16 protein-coding genes are annotated in these 13891 nt (G+C 66.6%); 5 read left to right on the top strand and 11 right to left on the bottom strand.

Annotated elements, in window-relative coordinates:
- Positions 1 to 6 precede the first annotated feature (6 nt).
- Genes QUG03_RS09500 through gspG form a run of 3 tightly spaced genes read right to left on the bottom strand, consistent with a single transcriptional unit; the run spans position 7 to position 2075 of the window.
- Complete coding sequence (locus QUG03_RS09500) at positions 7 to 1188, bottom strand: type II secretion system F family protein (RefSeq protein WP_500819888.1); 1182 nt, start codon at positions 1186 to 1188, stop codon at positions 7 to 9.
- A 1-nt stretch (position 1189) separates the two neighbouring features.
- Positions 1190 to 1657 carry a transglycosylase SLT domain-containing protein gene (locus tag QUG03_RS09495; protein ID WP_107798278.1) on the bottom strand — a complete coding sequence of 156 codons (468 nt, stop codon included), beginning with the start codon at positions 1655 to 1657 and terminating at the stop codon, positions 1190 to 1192.
- Positions 1647 to 2075 carry a type II secretion system major pseudopilin GspG gene (gene gspG / locus QUG03_RS09490; RefSeq protein ID WP_107798277.1) on the bottom strand — a complete coding sequence of 143 codons (429 nt, stop codon included), beginning with the start codon at positions 2073 to 2075 and terminating at the stop codon, positions 1647 to 1649. The genes QUG03_RS09495 and gspG overlap by 11 nt, the downstream gene beginning before the upstream one ends.
- Positions 2076 to 2412: 337 nt before the next feature.
- Between gspG and QUG03_RS09485 the strand changes: the two genes are divergently transcribed.
- The 3 genes from QUG03_RS09485 (at position 2413) to QUG03_RS09475 (ending at position 4229) form a co-directional block, all read left to right on the top strand.
- Positions 2413 to 3075 (top strand): cytochrome b, encoded by a 663-nt coding sequence (locus QUG03_RS09485; RefSeq protein ID WP_488905168.1) that lies wholly within the window; start codon positions 2413 to 2415, stop codon positions 3073 to 3075.
- A gap of 99 nt (positions 3076 to 3174) precedes the next feature.
- Complete coding sequence (gene sodC / locus QUG03_RS09480) at positions 3175 to 3687, top strand: superoxide dismutase [Cu-Zn] SodC (protein ID WP_253313860.1); 513 nt, start codon at positions 3175 to 3177, stop codon at positions 3685 to 3687.
- 89 nt (positions 3688 to 3776) lie between these two features.
- Positions 3777 to 4229, top strand: a complete 453-nt coding sequence (locus QUG03_RS09475; protein WP_107798274.1) for a DUF4442 domain-containing protein — start codon at positions 3777 to 3779, stop codon at positions 4227 to 4229.
- 11 nt (positions 4230 to 4240) lie between these two features.
- On the opposite strand, the gene QUG03_RS09470 is transcribed toward QUG03_RS09475, so the two are convergent.
- The 3 genes from QUG03_RS09470 to QUG03_RS09460 all read right to left on the bottom strand — a co-directional run bounded on the left by QUG03_RS09470 (position 4241) and on the right by QUG03_RS09460 (position 5933).
- Positions 4241 to 4669 carry a hypothetical protein gene (locus QUG03_RS09470; RefSeq protein ID WP_253313859.1) on the bottom strand — a complete coding sequence of 143 codons (429 nt, stop codon included), beginning with the start codon at positions 4667 to 4669 and terminating at the stop codon, positions 4241 to 4243.
- Entirely contained in the window at positions 4666 to 5604 is a 939-nt protein-coding gene (locus QUG03_RS09465; protein ID WP_253313858.1) for a Nudix family hydrolase, read from the bottom strand. The genes QUG03_RS09470 and QUG03_RS09465 overlap by 4 nt, the downstream gene beginning before the upstream one ends.
- A gap of 125 nt (positions 5605 to 5729) precedes the next feature.
- Entirely contained in the window at positions 5730 to 5933 is a 204-nt protein-coding gene (locus tag QUG03_RS09460; RefSeq protein ID WP_107798271.1) for a hypothetical protein, read from the bottom strand.
- 513 nt (positions 5934 to 6446) lie between these two features.
- Here QUG03_RS09460 and QUG03_RS09455 point away from each other — a divergent pair.
- Positions 6447 to 8156: a potassium/proton antiporter gene (locus tag QUG03_RS09455; RefSeq protein ID WP_235084235.1), complete on the top strand. Its 1710-nt coding sequence runs from the start codon at positions 6447 to 6449 to the stop codon at positions 8154 to 8156.
- Here QUG03_RS09455 and QUG03_RS09450 read toward each other — a convergent pair.
- Both QUG03_RS09450 and cysK read right to left on the bottom strand, forming a co-directional pair.
- Positions 8148 to 9020 (bottom strand): ATP-binding protein, encoded by an 873-nt coding sequence (locus QUG03_RS09450; RefSeq protein WP_500819887.1) that lies wholly within the window; start codon positions 9018 to 9020, stop codon positions 8148 to 8150. The genes QUG03_RS09455 and QUG03_RS09450 overlap by 9 nt on opposite strands.
- A gap of 84 nt (positions 9021 to 9104) precedes the next feature.
- The gene (gene cysK / locus QUG03_RS09445; RefSeq protein WP_107798268.1) at positions 9105 to 10040 is read right to left on the bottom strand and encodes a cysteine synthase A; all 936 of its coding nucleotides are present in this window, start codon (positions 10038 to 10040) and stop codon (positions 9105 to 9107) included.
- Between the two features lie 194 nt (positions 10041 to 10234).
- On the opposite strand from cysK, the gene QUG03_RS09440 reads away from it, so the two are divergent.
- The gene (locus QUG03_RS09440) at positions 10235 to 11110 is read left to right on the top strand and encodes an ion transporter (RefSeq protein WP_107798267.1); all 876 of its coding nucleotides are present in this window, start codon (positions 10235 to 10237) and stop codon (positions 11108 to 11110) included.
- On the opposite strand, the gene QUG03_RS09435 is transcribed toward QUG03_RS09440, so the two are convergent.
- The 3 genes from QUG03_RS09435 to QUG03_RS09425 all read right to left on the bottom strand — a co-directional run bounded on the left by QUG03_RS09435 (position 11103) and on the right by QUG03_RS09425 (position 13890).
- On the bottom strand, positions 11103 to 11627 hold the full coding sequence (locus QUG03_RS09435; protein WP_500819886.1) for an O-acetyl-ADP-ribose deacetylase: 525 nt from the start codon (positions 11625 to 11627) through the stop codon (positions 11103 to 11105). The genes QUG03_RS09440 and QUG03_RS09435 overlap by 8 nt on opposite strands.
- Before the next feature lie 92 nt (positions 11628 to 11719).
- Positions 11720 to 13108 carry a branched-chain amino acid transporter BcaP gene (gene bcaP, locus QUG03_RS09430; RefSeq protein WP_486637341.1) on the bottom strand — a complete coding sequence of 463 codons (1389 nt, stop codon included), beginning with the start codon at positions 13106 to 13108 and terminating at the stop codon, positions 11720 to 11722.
- Positions 13109 to 13428: 320 nt separating this feature from the next.
- Positions 13429 to 13890 carry a DUF4136 domain-containing protein gene (locus tag QUG03_RS09425; RefSeq protein ID WP_227107084.1) on the bottom strand — a complete coding sequence of 154 codons (462 nt, stop codon included), beginning with the start codon at positions 13888 to 13890 and terminating at the stop codon, positions 13429 to 13431.
- Position 13891 lies beyond the last annotated feature (1 nt).

Genomic DNA, 13891 nt, shown 5'->3' with positions numbered 1-13891 from the left:
GTCTCCTCAGCCCATGCCGCCGGCCAGTTCGAATATCGGCATATACAGCAGGGCGACGATCAGGCCGACCAGGCCGCCCACCGCCAACATCAGAATCGGCTCGAACACTTTGCTGAACACCTCGATCGCCTGATCCAGCGCGCCGTCGTGGAACTGGGCGATGCGCTCGCACATGCCGCCCAGATCGCCGCTTTGTTCGCCGACGCGCAATAAGCGCTCCGCCACCGCCGTGGTCAGTTGGTGGCGCGCCAGGGTGTCCGCCACCGGCCGGCCGGCGCGCAACTCCTCCAGCGCGCGCGCCAAGCGCTGCGCGTAGGCGTCCGGCAACAGCCCCGCGGACAAGTCGAAAGCCTGCAAGGCCGGCGTGCCGCCGGCGATCAATAAGCCGGCGGTGCGGTAAAAGCGCGCCAGCACGAACAGGCGCGCGACATCCCGCAGCCGGGGCAGCGTCCACAACAAGCTCAGCAGCGCGCGCTGGGTTCGCCGGGCGCGCAGCAGCAGGCACAGCGCCGTCAGGCCGACGGCCAGGCCCGCGCCCAGCAAGCCGCCGTGAGCCTGGACCAAGCGCGCCCACCACAGCATGGCGGCGGCGCTGGCCGGCAGTTCGCGCAGCGATTCGAACACCACGGCGAAACGGGGAATCACGAAGAACAGCATGAACAGCAGAATGCCGAAGCCGACGGAGAGCACCAGCGCCGGATAGACCAGGGCGCCGGTCACCCGCTTGCGGATGGCGACGATGCGCAGCTCGTAATACTGATAGCGCTTGAGCGCCGCCGGCAGCTGGCCGCTGCCTTCGGACGCGGCCACGGTGGCCGCCAGCAAGGCCGGGAAGGCTTCCGGCTGGGCCTCCATCGCGCGCGACAGCGGCTGGCCTTGGTACAGCGCTTGCAATAGCCGGTCCAGCACGCCCTGCAAGGCCTTGTCGCCGCCGCCGGCCTTGTCGCGCAGCGCTTCCAGCGCCTCGATCAGCGCCAGGCCGGCCTCCAGCAGCGCCGACAGCTCCTGCAGCAGCAAGCCCCGCGCCGCGCCCTTGAGCGCGCCCTCCGCGCCGGCCTCGCGCCTCGCCTCCAGCACCAGGCCGTCGTCCGCGCCCAGCTGGGCCCGCGCGGCGGCCTCGTTGTCCGCCCGCACCAGGCGCGTCCTCACCTCGCCCTGAGCCAGGACGCTGATCCGGTAGGCCGCCATCTCAGCCCCTCGCCTCGCGCTCGGCGCGCAATTGCAGATACTGCCGCCACACCTTGTCCACATAGCGCTTGCGCGCGCCTTCGCGCGTCGCCGCGCCGCCGGCGTTGTAAGCGCCCACCGCGCGCCAGGTGTAGCCGTAGCGCGCGATGAAGTCCGCCAGGATGGACGCGCCCACCTGTATGCTCAGACAGGGCTCGTCCAGCAGGCGCTGACGCGTGATGCCGCGCTTGGCCAGCCCCGGCAGATGAAGGCTGTTGATCTGCATCAGGCCGATGTCGTGGCTGCCGTCCTTGTTGTAGTTGACGGCGCGCGGATTCAGCGCCGATTCCACCTTGGCGATGGAATACAGCAGCAGCGGATCCACCCGGTGGCGCGCGCCGGCTTCGCGCCAGCAATTGGCCGCCGCCTGCGCGCCGTCGGCCAGCGCGGCGCAGGCGGCCAGCAGCGGCAGCAGTCCCTTACAGCGCATGGACCAGTTCACCGTCGCCTCCCGCCCGCCCGGCCTCGCCCAGGGATACGATCTCAGCCTCGCTCTCGCCGCCGGGCACCCGCCATTGATACGGCCGGCCCCAGGCGTCCATCGGCACATCCTTGGCCAGATAGGGCCCATGCCAGCCAGCCACGCCCGGCGGCGCCTTCAGCAGCGCGCCCAGCCCCTGTTCCGCGCTGGGATAGCCGCCGACGTCCAGCCGGTATTGCGCCAAGGCGTCGCCCAGGGTTTTCATTTGCGCCTGGGTGGCCTTGACCTTGGCCTTGTCCACCTGGGAAAACAGCTTGGGCCCGACATAACCGGCCAAGAGGGCGATGATCAGCAGCACCACCAGCAATTCCAGCAGCGTGAAGCCGCCTTGTCCGGCGGAGCGCCGTCTAGCGTTCATCGTCGTCATAAGATTCGCTTGTCCAAAAAACCGCGCGGCAAGAGCGTGCGCTGGAAGATATAAGCGGCGTCCGCGCCGGACCCCGGCAGGGACGGCGACGGTTCCGCCCCTTGCCAGCGCATGCTCACACGGGGCTTTCGCCGTTCTCAATATTTCTGAAAGGAATCTAAAACGGCCGCGGCGGGGCCTGACGGCCGGCGCCGGGAAGGGCGTCCGGCGGCGCGGACGGGCGGCTTGAGAATGGTTTCAGAATCATGGCGCCGTCGCCGGCGGCGGCGCTTGAATAGCGTTTTTAATCGAACGCGCCGCGGGCATCCGTCCCAGCGGCCGCGCCTTGGAGAAACGCATGCCCTCTTCCGCCCCGGCCGCCAACCATGGCTATCCGCGTCTGCAAATCCTGTTTCACTGGCTGAGCGTGCTCTTGATGGCCGCCCTGGCGCTGGCCGGCGGCTTGCGTCACCTGCTGGCCGGCCACGCCGTCGCCGACATGCGCAGCGTGATGATCGTGCACATAGGCTGCGGCATGGCCCTGCTGTTCCTGACCCTGCTGCGCGCCGCCACGCGGCTGGCCGGTCCGGCGCTGCCGCCGCTGGCCGGCAGCAGCCGCGCGCAGCGCGCTTGCGCCCATGCCGCCCATCTGGCCATCTACGGCCTCATTCTGGCGTCCTGCCTGCTGGGCTGGATCATCGTCAACGCCAAGGGGCTGGCGATCCCGATGCCGCTGCTGGGCTTCGACTTCCCGCGCCTGGTCGCGGCCGACCCGGCCCTGGTCGCCGCGACGGTGGGCCTGCACGAATGGCTGGGCTGGATCTTCTACGGTCTGCTCGCCGTCCACATCGCCGCCGCCGTCTGGCACCATGTCGCGCTGAAGGACGACACACTGCGGCGCATGAGCTGGCGGCGGCCGGCGCCGGCGGCGGCTCCCGCCGCGGCCGACTGCCACCGTTGCTCGCCGGACACCCTGGCGCAGAACGAGGAACTGACGTCCGCGGACCGGCTGGCCTCCTGACGCGCGCCCGCCCCACCCGAACAGCCAGGCTCCGGCCTGGAACCGGGATGGCACAATCGAGGTCTTGACTGTTCCCCCGCCTATACGGAGAACCTACCCATGTTACGTCCCCTATCCGCCGTCTTGTGCTGTCTGCCCGCGCTGGCCCTGGCGCAAAGCGTGGAGCTGTCCTTCGTCGACGCCAAGGGCGACGCCGGCCCGGCCGGCAGCGTCCTCATCGAGGACACGCCCTACGGCGCGCTGTTGACGCCCAAGCTTGAAAAACTGCCGCCCGGCGTGCACGGTTTCCACGTCCATGAAAAACCCTCTTGCGCGCCGTCCGTCGGCGCCAACGGCGCGGTCACGCCGGCCGGCGCCGCCGGCGGCCACTGGGACCCGGACAAGACCGGCGCGCACGCCGGCCCTTACGGCCGCGGCCACAAGGGCGATCTGCCGGCGCTGTACGTGGGCGCCGACGGCAAGGCGAGTTATCCGGTGCTGGCGCCGCGGCTGAAAGCGGCGGACTTCTCCGGCCACGCGCTGATGGTGCACGCCGGCGGCGACAATCACAGCGATCATCCGCAGCCCTTGGGCGGCGGCGGCGCGCGCATGGCCTGCGGCGTGGTCGAATAAACCGTACTCGGCAAGGAAAAACCGGCGCGATTGACAAGGCCGGTTTTTTTATTGACGATGACAGAATTCAAACGACCGTTTCAACCGAGATGAAACCACCCGCCTGGCTGTTCCGATTCCTGCTCAATCTGTGGCCGCCCTTCCTGGGCGCCGGCATCCGCGTCAAACGGCTGGCCGCCGATTTCAGCGATATCGAAGTGCGGCTGAAACTGGGCTTCAGCAACCGCAACTATGTCGGCACCCATTTCGGCGGCAGCCTGTACGCGATGACCGATCCCTTCTTCATGCTGATGCTGATGCACCAACTGGGGCGGGACTACTATGTGTGGGACAAGAGCGGCAGCATCGACTACGTCAAGCCGGGCCGCGGCACGGTGAGCGCGCGCTTCCGGCTGGCGCCGGGCATGCTGGAGGACATCAGGCTGCGCACCGCCTCGGGCGACAAATACCTGCCGCAATTGCAGGTGGACATCGTCGATCAACAGAACGAGCTGGTGGCGAGGGTGTTCAAGACGCTGTACATCAAACGCAAGAAGAAATGAGGCGCCGCGCTTCAGCGCGCGGAAAACGCCAGCAGGTAGCGCTTGCCGTCCAGACTCAGGACGGCCAGCCAGTCGCGGCTGCCGCTGACGCACAGCGGCAGCGTCACCGTCGCCTTCCAGTCCGCGCCGTCGCGCACAAAGGTGTAACGGTTGAAGCCCATGTCCATGTCGGCCATATTGAACTCCACCTGCGGCGCTTCCCGCGCCGCGACGCCCTGCAAGCGGATTTCAAACGGTTTGCCGTGCTGCGGCGGCGAGGCGAAACGCCAGACGCCGCCGCCCGGCAGGGCGCAGCTCGCCTGACCGGCGACGCAGGCCAAGGGCGACGGCTTGACCGCTTGCCGCTCGCTGTACCAGCGGTAAATCAGGCCGAACTTGATACAGGCCAGCAGCAGCAAAACGCCGCCCAGCGCCAGCCATTTACGCTGTTTGGCCGTCATCGCCAAGCCCCCCGCATCAGCGCCACCCCATGCGCGCCGTGGCGGCGGGCGGCCTCCAGATCATCCATGCTCATGCCGCCCAGCGCGTAGACCGGCGTCGGCGCGCCGTCCGCCAGACAAAGCCGGAAACCGTCCCAGCCCAAGGGCGCCGCGCCGGGATGGCTGGCGGTGGCGGCCACATGGCCGAGCAAGGCGTAATCCAGGCCCAGTTCGCCTATCCGCGCCACTTGCGCCGCCTCGTGCGCCGAGGCGCCCACCCAGGCGAACGCCGGGCGCTCCTTCAGCGAGGCCAGCCGCGTCGTGTTCAGATGCACGCCGTCCACCGGCCATTCCGCCGCCCAGGCCGGATCGGCGTTGACCATCAGCTTGCCGCCGCGCTCATGGACGATGGCCGCCGCCTTGGCGACGAAATCGGCGAGCTCGGCGCGCGCCATCTGCGGCTCGCGCACCTGCACCATGCCCCAGGCCGGCCCCTGCTCCAGCCGCCGCAATTGGGCGTCCACGCCGATTTCGTGCGCGCAGGTGATCGCGTAGGCCGCCGGCAATTCCAGCGATTTGAGAATGGGCCCGTTGGCCGGCAGCATGGGCTGCACCGTGCAAGCGCCTGGCTTCTGCCAGGCGAAGCTTTGGCCTTCCCGCGACTGCGGCTCGCCGCGCCAGGACCAGACCCGGAAGAAACGCAGCCGCACCGAGGCGTGCTCATAATGATGGACCTTGCTCAGCCACGGCGTCGCGGCCAGCGTTTCAATGCCCATTTCCTCGTAGAGTTCGCGCGCCAGCGCCTGTTCGCCGCTTTCGCCCGGCTCCACCTTGCCGCCGGGAAACTCCCAGTAACCGGCGTAAGGCTTGCCCTCCGGCCGGCTGCCCAGCATGAAACTGCCATCCGGCCGCATCAGCGCGCCGGCCACTACCTCGATGATCTTGCTGTCGCTCATTGCTTGGTCTTGCCCGGTGAATATCGTTCCGGCTCTCCGCGGCCGGCAGCGCATTCTACCGCAAGCGCCCCCCAGCAATAAGGGCGCCGCGGCGCCCTTATTGACTCAACCAACGGTCTAAGACCTCAACCCGGGCGGCCCGGCTTGGTGCAGCCGGCGTCCTTATAAGGCTGGGAGCTGAACTGCGTCCAGCCCGGACCCAGGGAGAATTGCGAGCAAGCGAGCTTGCCGTCGAGCTTGCTTTGCCACAGATACCAGGGCGCCGGCGCGGCCAGGGTCATCAAGGGGAAGGACAAGGCCGCCAGGGCCAGAATGATTTTGCGAGTCATTGCGCATACCTCAGACAAAGTGAAGGAGAACATGGTCCGAATCTGCCGTGACCATGCGCATAAAATGCCAAACAAATATACAACACAATACTGTTGGCATAAAGCGCGATTTGCCGCCGGCATAAAGTCGCCTGACACGACGTTTTTTGCAAAAAATGCGTCCAGCGGGCAGATCCATCCCGGCCAATCGGTAACAAAGTGTTACCATTAGCCCTGTAAGGCAGCGAATTCAACACATTTGTCCCCATTGTCATGAACCCTCCGCCATGAGAAGGCGTTCAAGGACGCGCGCACGGAACAGAGACAAGACGAGAACGGCCTGAGACCAGGGAATGTTCAACAAGAGCATTCCGCACGCCTTCCGCCATGTCGGCTTTGGCTCCGCGCAGCGGACTTTGACCCCCGTCTTGCGGCGCGGCAGTCGGCTTCATCTCGCCCCGGCAAGTCCCGATTCGCAGCATCCCCCGCTCGCATCATCGATGCGGCCCCGCCACCGCCAGAAGGAGATTTTGCTTGGACACCCTGAATTCACTCATTCTGGCCGGCTCGCTGGTATTCCTCGCCAGCCTGGTGGTGTCCTCCATCGCCTCCCGCTTCGGCGCGCCGCTGCTGCTGGTCTTCCTCGCGCTGGGCATGCTGGCCGGCGAGGACGGCCCCGGCAAGATCGTGTTCAGCAATTACCAGCTCAGCTATGTGGTCGGCACCATCGCCCTGGTGGTGATCCTGTTCGACGGCGGCCTGCGCACGCGCCAGGACAGCTTCCGCATCAGCCTGAAGCCGGCCGGAGTGCTGGCCACGCTGGGCGTCTTGATCACCACTGGCGTGACCGGCCTGTTCGCCGCCTGGGTGCTGAATCTAAGCTGGCTGGAGGGCTTGCTGATCGGCGCCATCGTCGGCTCCACCGACGCCGCCGCGGTGTTCGCCCTCCTGTCCGGCCGCGGCCTGGAGATCAACCGCCGCGTCGGCAGCGCGCTGGAGATAGAATCCGGCAGCAACGATCCGATGGCGGTATTCCTGACCTCGGCGCTGATCGGGGTCTTGGGCCAGCAGGGCCAGGACGCCGGCGTCGCCGCCATGCTGTGGCTGTTCGTCAAACAGATGGGCCTGGGCGCCTTGGCCGGCTGGGCCGGCGGCAAGGCCATGGTCTGGCTGTTCCAGCGCCTGGGGCCGCGCGGCGCGATGCTGGCCCTGTTCAGCCTGGGCACCGCCGGCGCGCTGTTCAGCCTGACCACGGCGGCCGGCGGCAGCGGCTTCCTCGCCATCTATCTGGCCGGCATCGTGGTGGGCAACGCCCGGGTGGCGGACTTGCCCAATCTATTGAATATCCACGACGGCTACGCCTGGCTGGCGCAAGTGACCATGTTCCTGGTGCTGGGCCTCTTGGTGACGCCGTCCAATCTGCTGCCGGTGGCGCCCTACGCGCTGGCGATCTCCATCGTGCTGATGCTGGTGGCGCGGCCGCTGGCGGTATGGCTGTGCATGCTGCCCTTCCCGGTACCCAAGGCGGAAAAGCTGTTCATGAGCTGGGTGGGCCTGCGCGGCGCGGTGCCGGTGATTCTGGCCATCTTCCCGCTGATGGCGGGGCTGCCCAATAGCCAGCTCTTCTTCAACGTGGCCTTCTTCGTGGTGATGATGTCGCTGCTGTTCCAAGGCTGGACCATCGCGCCGCTGGCTGAAAGGCTGAAGTTGAAACTGCCGGCGCGGCCGGACGTGGAGCACCGGGTGCCGGTGGTCAGCGGCCAGGAAGCCCGCTATGAGGCGGCCTCCTGCCAGGTAAGCGCCGACAGCCCCGCCGAAGGCCAGCTGGCCGGCGAGCTGGCCTTGCCCAGCGGCGTGCGGCTGGCGGCGCTGTACCGCGACGAACAAGCGCTGGAACCGACGGCGAGCCAGACGCTGCGCGCCGGCGACTGGGCCTGCCTGATCGGCCCCGGCCCGGCGCTGGAAACGGCAGGCGAGGCCTTCCACCCGCCCGGCGAAGACCCCTATTACGGCTACTTCACTGTGTCCGGCCTGGCGCGGCTGGCCGATCTGGCCGACAGCTACGGCCTGAATCTGAGCGACCGCGACCGCGCCGACAGCATCGCCGACTACTGCAAGCGCGCTTGCGGCTATCCGCTGGTGGCCGGCGACGTGCTGCGGCTGGACCGGCTGGAGATGGTGATACGCGCGGCCGCCGACGGCCAGGTCAAGAGCGTGGGCCTGCGCTATTTGAAATCACAATAAGGCTTTGCGCTCCTTGGCGCCGCGCCCGGCCCAGTCGCAGGCGAACTGCCAGGCGACGCGGCCGGAGCGGCTGCCGCGCAGATGGCTCCAGTGCAGCGCCGCCTTTTCCGCCTCCGCGTCCAGCTTCAGGCCGAAATGCGCCAGCCACTCGGTCGCCGCCGCCAGATAGGCGTCCTGATCGAAGGGATAGAAGGACAGCCACAGCCCGAAACGGTCGGACAGCGACACCTTTTCCTCTATCGCCTCGCCCGGATGGATTTCGCCGTCCTGCACCCAGCCTTCGCGGTTTTCGCTCATTTTTTCCGGCATCAGATGACGGCGGTTGGACGTCGCGTACACCAGCACATTGTCGACGCGGCGCGCCAGGCCGCCGTCCAGCGCGGTCTTCAGCGCCTTGTAGGCGTCGTCGCCCTGCTCGAAGGACAGATCGTCGCAGAACAGGATGAAACGCTCCTTGCGTCCGGCCACCATCTCGACGATGCGGTTCAGATCGCCCAGCTGCGCCTTGTCCACCTCGATGATGCGCAGGCCCTTGGCGGCGAAGGCCGGCAACAGCGCCTTGACCAGCGAGGACTTGCCGGTGCCGCGCGCGCCGGTGAGCAGCACATTGTTGGCCGGCCGCCCCTTGACGAACTGGCGCGTGTTGCGCAGCAATTGCGCGCGTTGAGCGTCGATATGGGTCAGCCGCTCCAGTTCCGGCGCGTGCGGCTCCGCCACCGCCTCCAGCCAGCCGGCCATGCCCTGGCGCTGCCAGCGGAAAGCCAATGCGCTCCAATCCGGCTCCGGCCGCGCCGGCGGCAGCAAGGGCTCCAGGCGCGCCAGCATGGCTTCGGCCCGGGCCAGGAAGGCTTGCAACTGCTCCATGATTTCCCCTCGATGCGAAACGACAAAAACAAACAGCCTGGCAGAAAGCCGCCAGGCTGTCGATATTCGCGGCCGCGGCCGAACTCAGTCCGCCAGATGTTGGAACAAGGGCGTGGACAAATAGCGCTCGCCAAAGGAGGGAATCACCACCACGATCAGCTTGCCGGCGTTTTCCGGACGCTTGGCCAGTTCCAGCGCCGCCCACACCGCCGCGCCGGAAGAGATGCCCACCAGCAGGCCTTCGCGCGCGGCCACCGCGCGCGCGGTCTCCATCGCGTCCTCGTTCTTCACGCGGATGATTTCATCGTAAATGCCGGTGTTGAGGATGGCCGGCACAAAACCGGCGCCGATGCCCTGGATCGGATGCGGGCCCTTGGCGCCGCCGGACAGCACCGGCGAGGCGTCCGGCTCCACCGCCACGATCTGCACGCCGGGCTTGCGCGCCTTCAGCACTTCGCCCACGCCGGTGATGGTGCCGCCGGTGCCCACGCCGGCGACGAAGATGTCGACCTGGCCGTCGGTGTCGTTCCACACTTCTTCGGCGGTGGTGTTGCGGTGGATGGCCGGGTTGGCCGGGTTCTCAAACTGCTGCGGCATGAAATGGCTGTCCGGATTCTGCTCCACCAGCTCGCGCGCCTTGGCGATGGCGCCGCCCATGCCGTCCGGCCCCGGGGTCAGGATCAGCTCGGCGCCGTAGGCGCGCAGCAACTGGCGGCGTTCGCGGCTCATGGTTTCCGGCATGGTGATCACCAGCTTGTAGCCGCGCGCGGCGCAGACCATGGCCAGGCCGATGCCGGTATTGCCGGAAGTGGGTTCGACGATGGTGGTGTCCGGGCCGATTTTGCCGGCCTGCTCGGCGGCGTCTATCATCGCCACCGCGATGCGGTCCTTGACGCTGTGAGCCGGGTTGAAGAACTCCAGCTTGGCCGCCACGGTGGCGCCGCAGCCGTCGGTCACCCGATTAAGCCGCACCAGTGGGGTGTTGCCGATCAAATCCGTCACTGCATTGGCAATTCGCATCTTTATTCTCCACAGACAGTTTTGAAGAAAACCATATTACCCAGCATCATAAACAAGCCGAGCGACGATCCAAAATATTGTTTGCTTATAATCGACAAACTTGGCAGTCTCAGCCGGCCACGCGCTCTCCGCGGCCCGGCGGCTACACTGAAACCATCGCCCATCACCCGCAGACCAAGGTCCATTCCCCGCCTATGCCCACACAGGAAACCCTGATCCCGCTCACCGGCTGGCGCCGCAAGCTCTACATCATCATTTACGAGGCAGACACCCGGCCCGGCCGCATCTTCGACCTGGCCCTGATCGTCGCCATCCTGCTGTCGGTGCTGACGGTGATTTTGGAGAGCGTGCAAAGCATACAAGCGGCCTGGGGCGTCCAGCTCAAGATTCTAGACTGGTGTTTCACCATTCTGTTCACTATTGAATACGCCTTGCGGCTGATCTGCATCCATAAACCGATGCGCTATGTGAAAAGCTTCTTCGGCGTCATCGATCTGATGGCGGTGCTGCCGATGTATCTGGGACTGTTCATCCCGGAAAGCCGCTTCCTGGCGGATATCCGCATCCTGCGGCTGCTGCGCATGTTCCGCATCCTCAAGCTGACGCGCTATATCGGCGAGGCCAGCGAACTGAAACGGGCGATGCTGGCCAGCCGCCGCAAGATCACGGTCTTCCTGGTCACCGTGGTCTTGCTGGTGGTGATTCTGGGCACGCTGATGTTTGTGATCGAAGGACCGGAGCACGGCTACACCAGCATCCCGGTCAGCATTTACTGGGCCATCGTCACCCTGACCACGGTGGGCTTCGGCGACATCACGCCCAAGACGCCGCTGGGCCAGGCGCTGGCCAGCGTGGTGATGATCACCGGCTACGGCATCATCGCGGTGCCCACCGGCATCGTCACCGCCGAAATCGCGCGCGGCAGCGGCGCCAAGAGCAAGACCGCGGAGGCGGTGTCCGGCACCCGGTTGTGCCCGCACTGCTTCACCGAGGGCCACGACTGGGACGCGCGCTTCTGCAAGCACTGCGGCGGACAGTTGCCGCGTCCGTCCAAGGGCGAGGTCAGCTAACGCCGGCCAGCAACTGCCGGTAGCGGCCGGCCATCGCGTCGTCGAAGGCCACCAGCAACACCCGCCGCAGGCCATGCGGCTCGCGCGCCAGCCAAGCGCGCACCGTCTCCACCGCGATGGCGGCGGCCTGCTGCTGCGGATAGCCGTAAACGCCGCAGCTGATCGCCGGGAAGGCGATGCCGTCCAAACCATGCCGCGCCGCCAGTGCCAGGCTGTTGCGGTAGCAGGCGGCCAGCAGCTCCGCCTCCCCGTGGGTGCCGCCCTGCCACACCGGGCCCACGGTGTGGATCACATGCCGCGCCGGCAGCCGGTAGCCGGCAGTCAGCTTGGCCTCGCCGACGCGGCAGCCGTGCAAGCTCCGGCACTCCGCCAGCAGTTCCGGTCCGGCGGCGCGGTGGATGGCGCCGTCCACGCCGCCGCCGCCGAGCAAGCGGGTGTTGGCGGCGTTGACGATGGCGTCCAGCGCCAGCGTGGTGATGTCTCCCTGCCATGCCGTCAATTCGGTCTTCGCTTCCATTGCGTCCCCTCCTCCGTCCAAGCCGCCATTATCCGCCCGCCGGCGCCGGGCGCAAAAAAAGCCGGCGGACGCCGGCTTTTTCCTTTTCCGCCTTAAGCAGGATTGTTCAACAGCGAGTTGCGCCGCGAATAGCCAAAGTACACCACCAGGCCGATCAACAACCAGGCCATGAAGCACAGCCAGGTCAGCAGCGACAGCTGAGTCATCAGGAAGCCGCAGCACAGGATGGCCAGCGTCGGGATGTAAGGCACGCCCGGGCAGACGAATTTGCGCGGCAGATCGGGCTCGCGCTTGCGCAGCACGATCACCGACAGCGCGATCAGGGTGAAGGCGGCCAGGGTGCCGATGTTCACCAGCTCGGCCAGGGTGTGCAGCGGCACGAAGCCGGCCAGCAAGGCGATGATGGTGCCGATCAGCCAGGTGGCCTTGTACGGGGTGCCGTACTTGGGGTTCACCTCGGAGAAGATCTTGGGCAGCAGGCCGTCGCGCGACATCGCGAACAGGATGCGGGTCTGGCCGTAAGTCATCACCAGGATCACCGTCATCATGCCGAGGATGGCGCCCAGGTCGACGAAGCCGGCGAACCAGTCCAGCTTGGCCACTTGCAAGGCCAGCGACACCGGGTGGTCGACGCCGGCGAACTGCATATAAGGCACGATGCCGGTCATGATGGCGGCCACCACCACATAGAGCAGCGAACACACGCCCAGCGACCAGATCACCCCGCGCGGGATGTCCTTGGCCGGGTTCTTCACTTCCTCCGCGGCGCAGGTCACCGCGTCGAAGCCGATGAAGCTGAAGAACACGATGGCGGCGCCGTGGAACACGCCGGAGAAGCCGAAGGGCAGCGCCGGCTGCCAGTTCACCGGCTTGACGTGCCACACGCCGATGCCGATGAACAACAACACCACGCCCACCTTGATCAGCACCACCACATTGTTGACGCGCTTGGATTCCTTGATGCCGAAGGCCAGCAAGGCGGTGATCACCATCGCCACGCAGAAGGCCGGCAGATTGAACAGCGTCTGCTTGCCCGGCAGCGAGCCGGCGGCGGCGGTCAGGTATTCAGGCAGGGTCACGCCGAAGCCGGACAACAGGCTCTGGAAATAACCGGACCAGCCCACCGACACCGCCGACGAGGCCAGCAGGTATTCCAGCAGCAAGTCCCAGCCTATGATCCAGGCGATCATCTCGCCCAGCGTGGCGTAAGCGTAAGTGTAAGTGGAGCCGGAAACCGGCAGCATGGAAGCGAACTCGGCGTAGCACAGCGCGGCGAAGCCGCAGGCGAAGGCGCTGATCACGAAGGAAAGCACCAGTCCGGGGCCGGCCACCGTGGCGCCAGTGCCGGTCAGCACGAAGATGCCGGTGCCGATGATGGCGCCGATGCCGAGCATGGTAAGGTCGAAAGCGGAAAGCTCCTTGCGAAGCCCACGCGAGGTCTGAGCGGTAGCCAGCATTCCCTGGACGCTCTTTTTGCGCATCAAACTCATTTGTTTCACTGTCCCGTAACGGCCGTCCGGTACAACGACAAAGCGCCCGCTGTCCCGGCGGGCGCTTCATACTCGGATAGGGCCTGTATGATCTGTTGTGTCCTCTCCCCGCTGCTCTGTCTGTCGTTGGCTTTAAATAAACGCGATAACAAGGGCTTGCCGTTGTCGAGCGCGGTGCTTAAGCCGCCGATCCACGCAGTTCATGCCGGGGAAGAATGCGATAGTACCGCAGGGCCGGCCGCCGGCAATACGGGAAACCCCATATAGCCCGCGGCCATCAAACCCTGCGTGTCATCATAGCGCAAAACAAATCATGGCAATGGCATTAAATCTATCAATTTGCGCGCGGCGTTCTCCAATTGCTGGCGACCGTTGTCGCCGTCGCCCAATTCCTGCTGGCCCTGCCACAACATGGCGCCGTCGGCGCTGTTGACCACTTCCAGCGCCAGCGTGCGCACCGTGCGCACCTGATAGTCCGGCGACCAATACATGCCGCCGCCGTAGCGCCAATCGCGCCAGCCGCCGGCGTACCAGCCGTCCGCCGGCCAATACACCTGGCGCTGCTGGCTTTGCTTGAAGCACAGCTTCCATTGCGGACGCGCCTCGTCCACCGCCGCCCCCTTCAACACCAAGCGGTCCAACAGCCACTCGCGCATGTCCACGCCGGCGCCGGCCGACGGCAGGCAGCTCAGTCCCACCGTGCCCGCGCCGGCCCAGGACGGGCCGGCCGCCAGCAGCGCCAAGAGCGCCGCCATCGCTGTTTTCATCTTCATC

It is taken from the genome of Chromobacterium sp. CCUG 30098, assembly GCF_059916605.1.
This window is presented reverse-complemented; position numbering and strand designations above follow the sequence as displayed.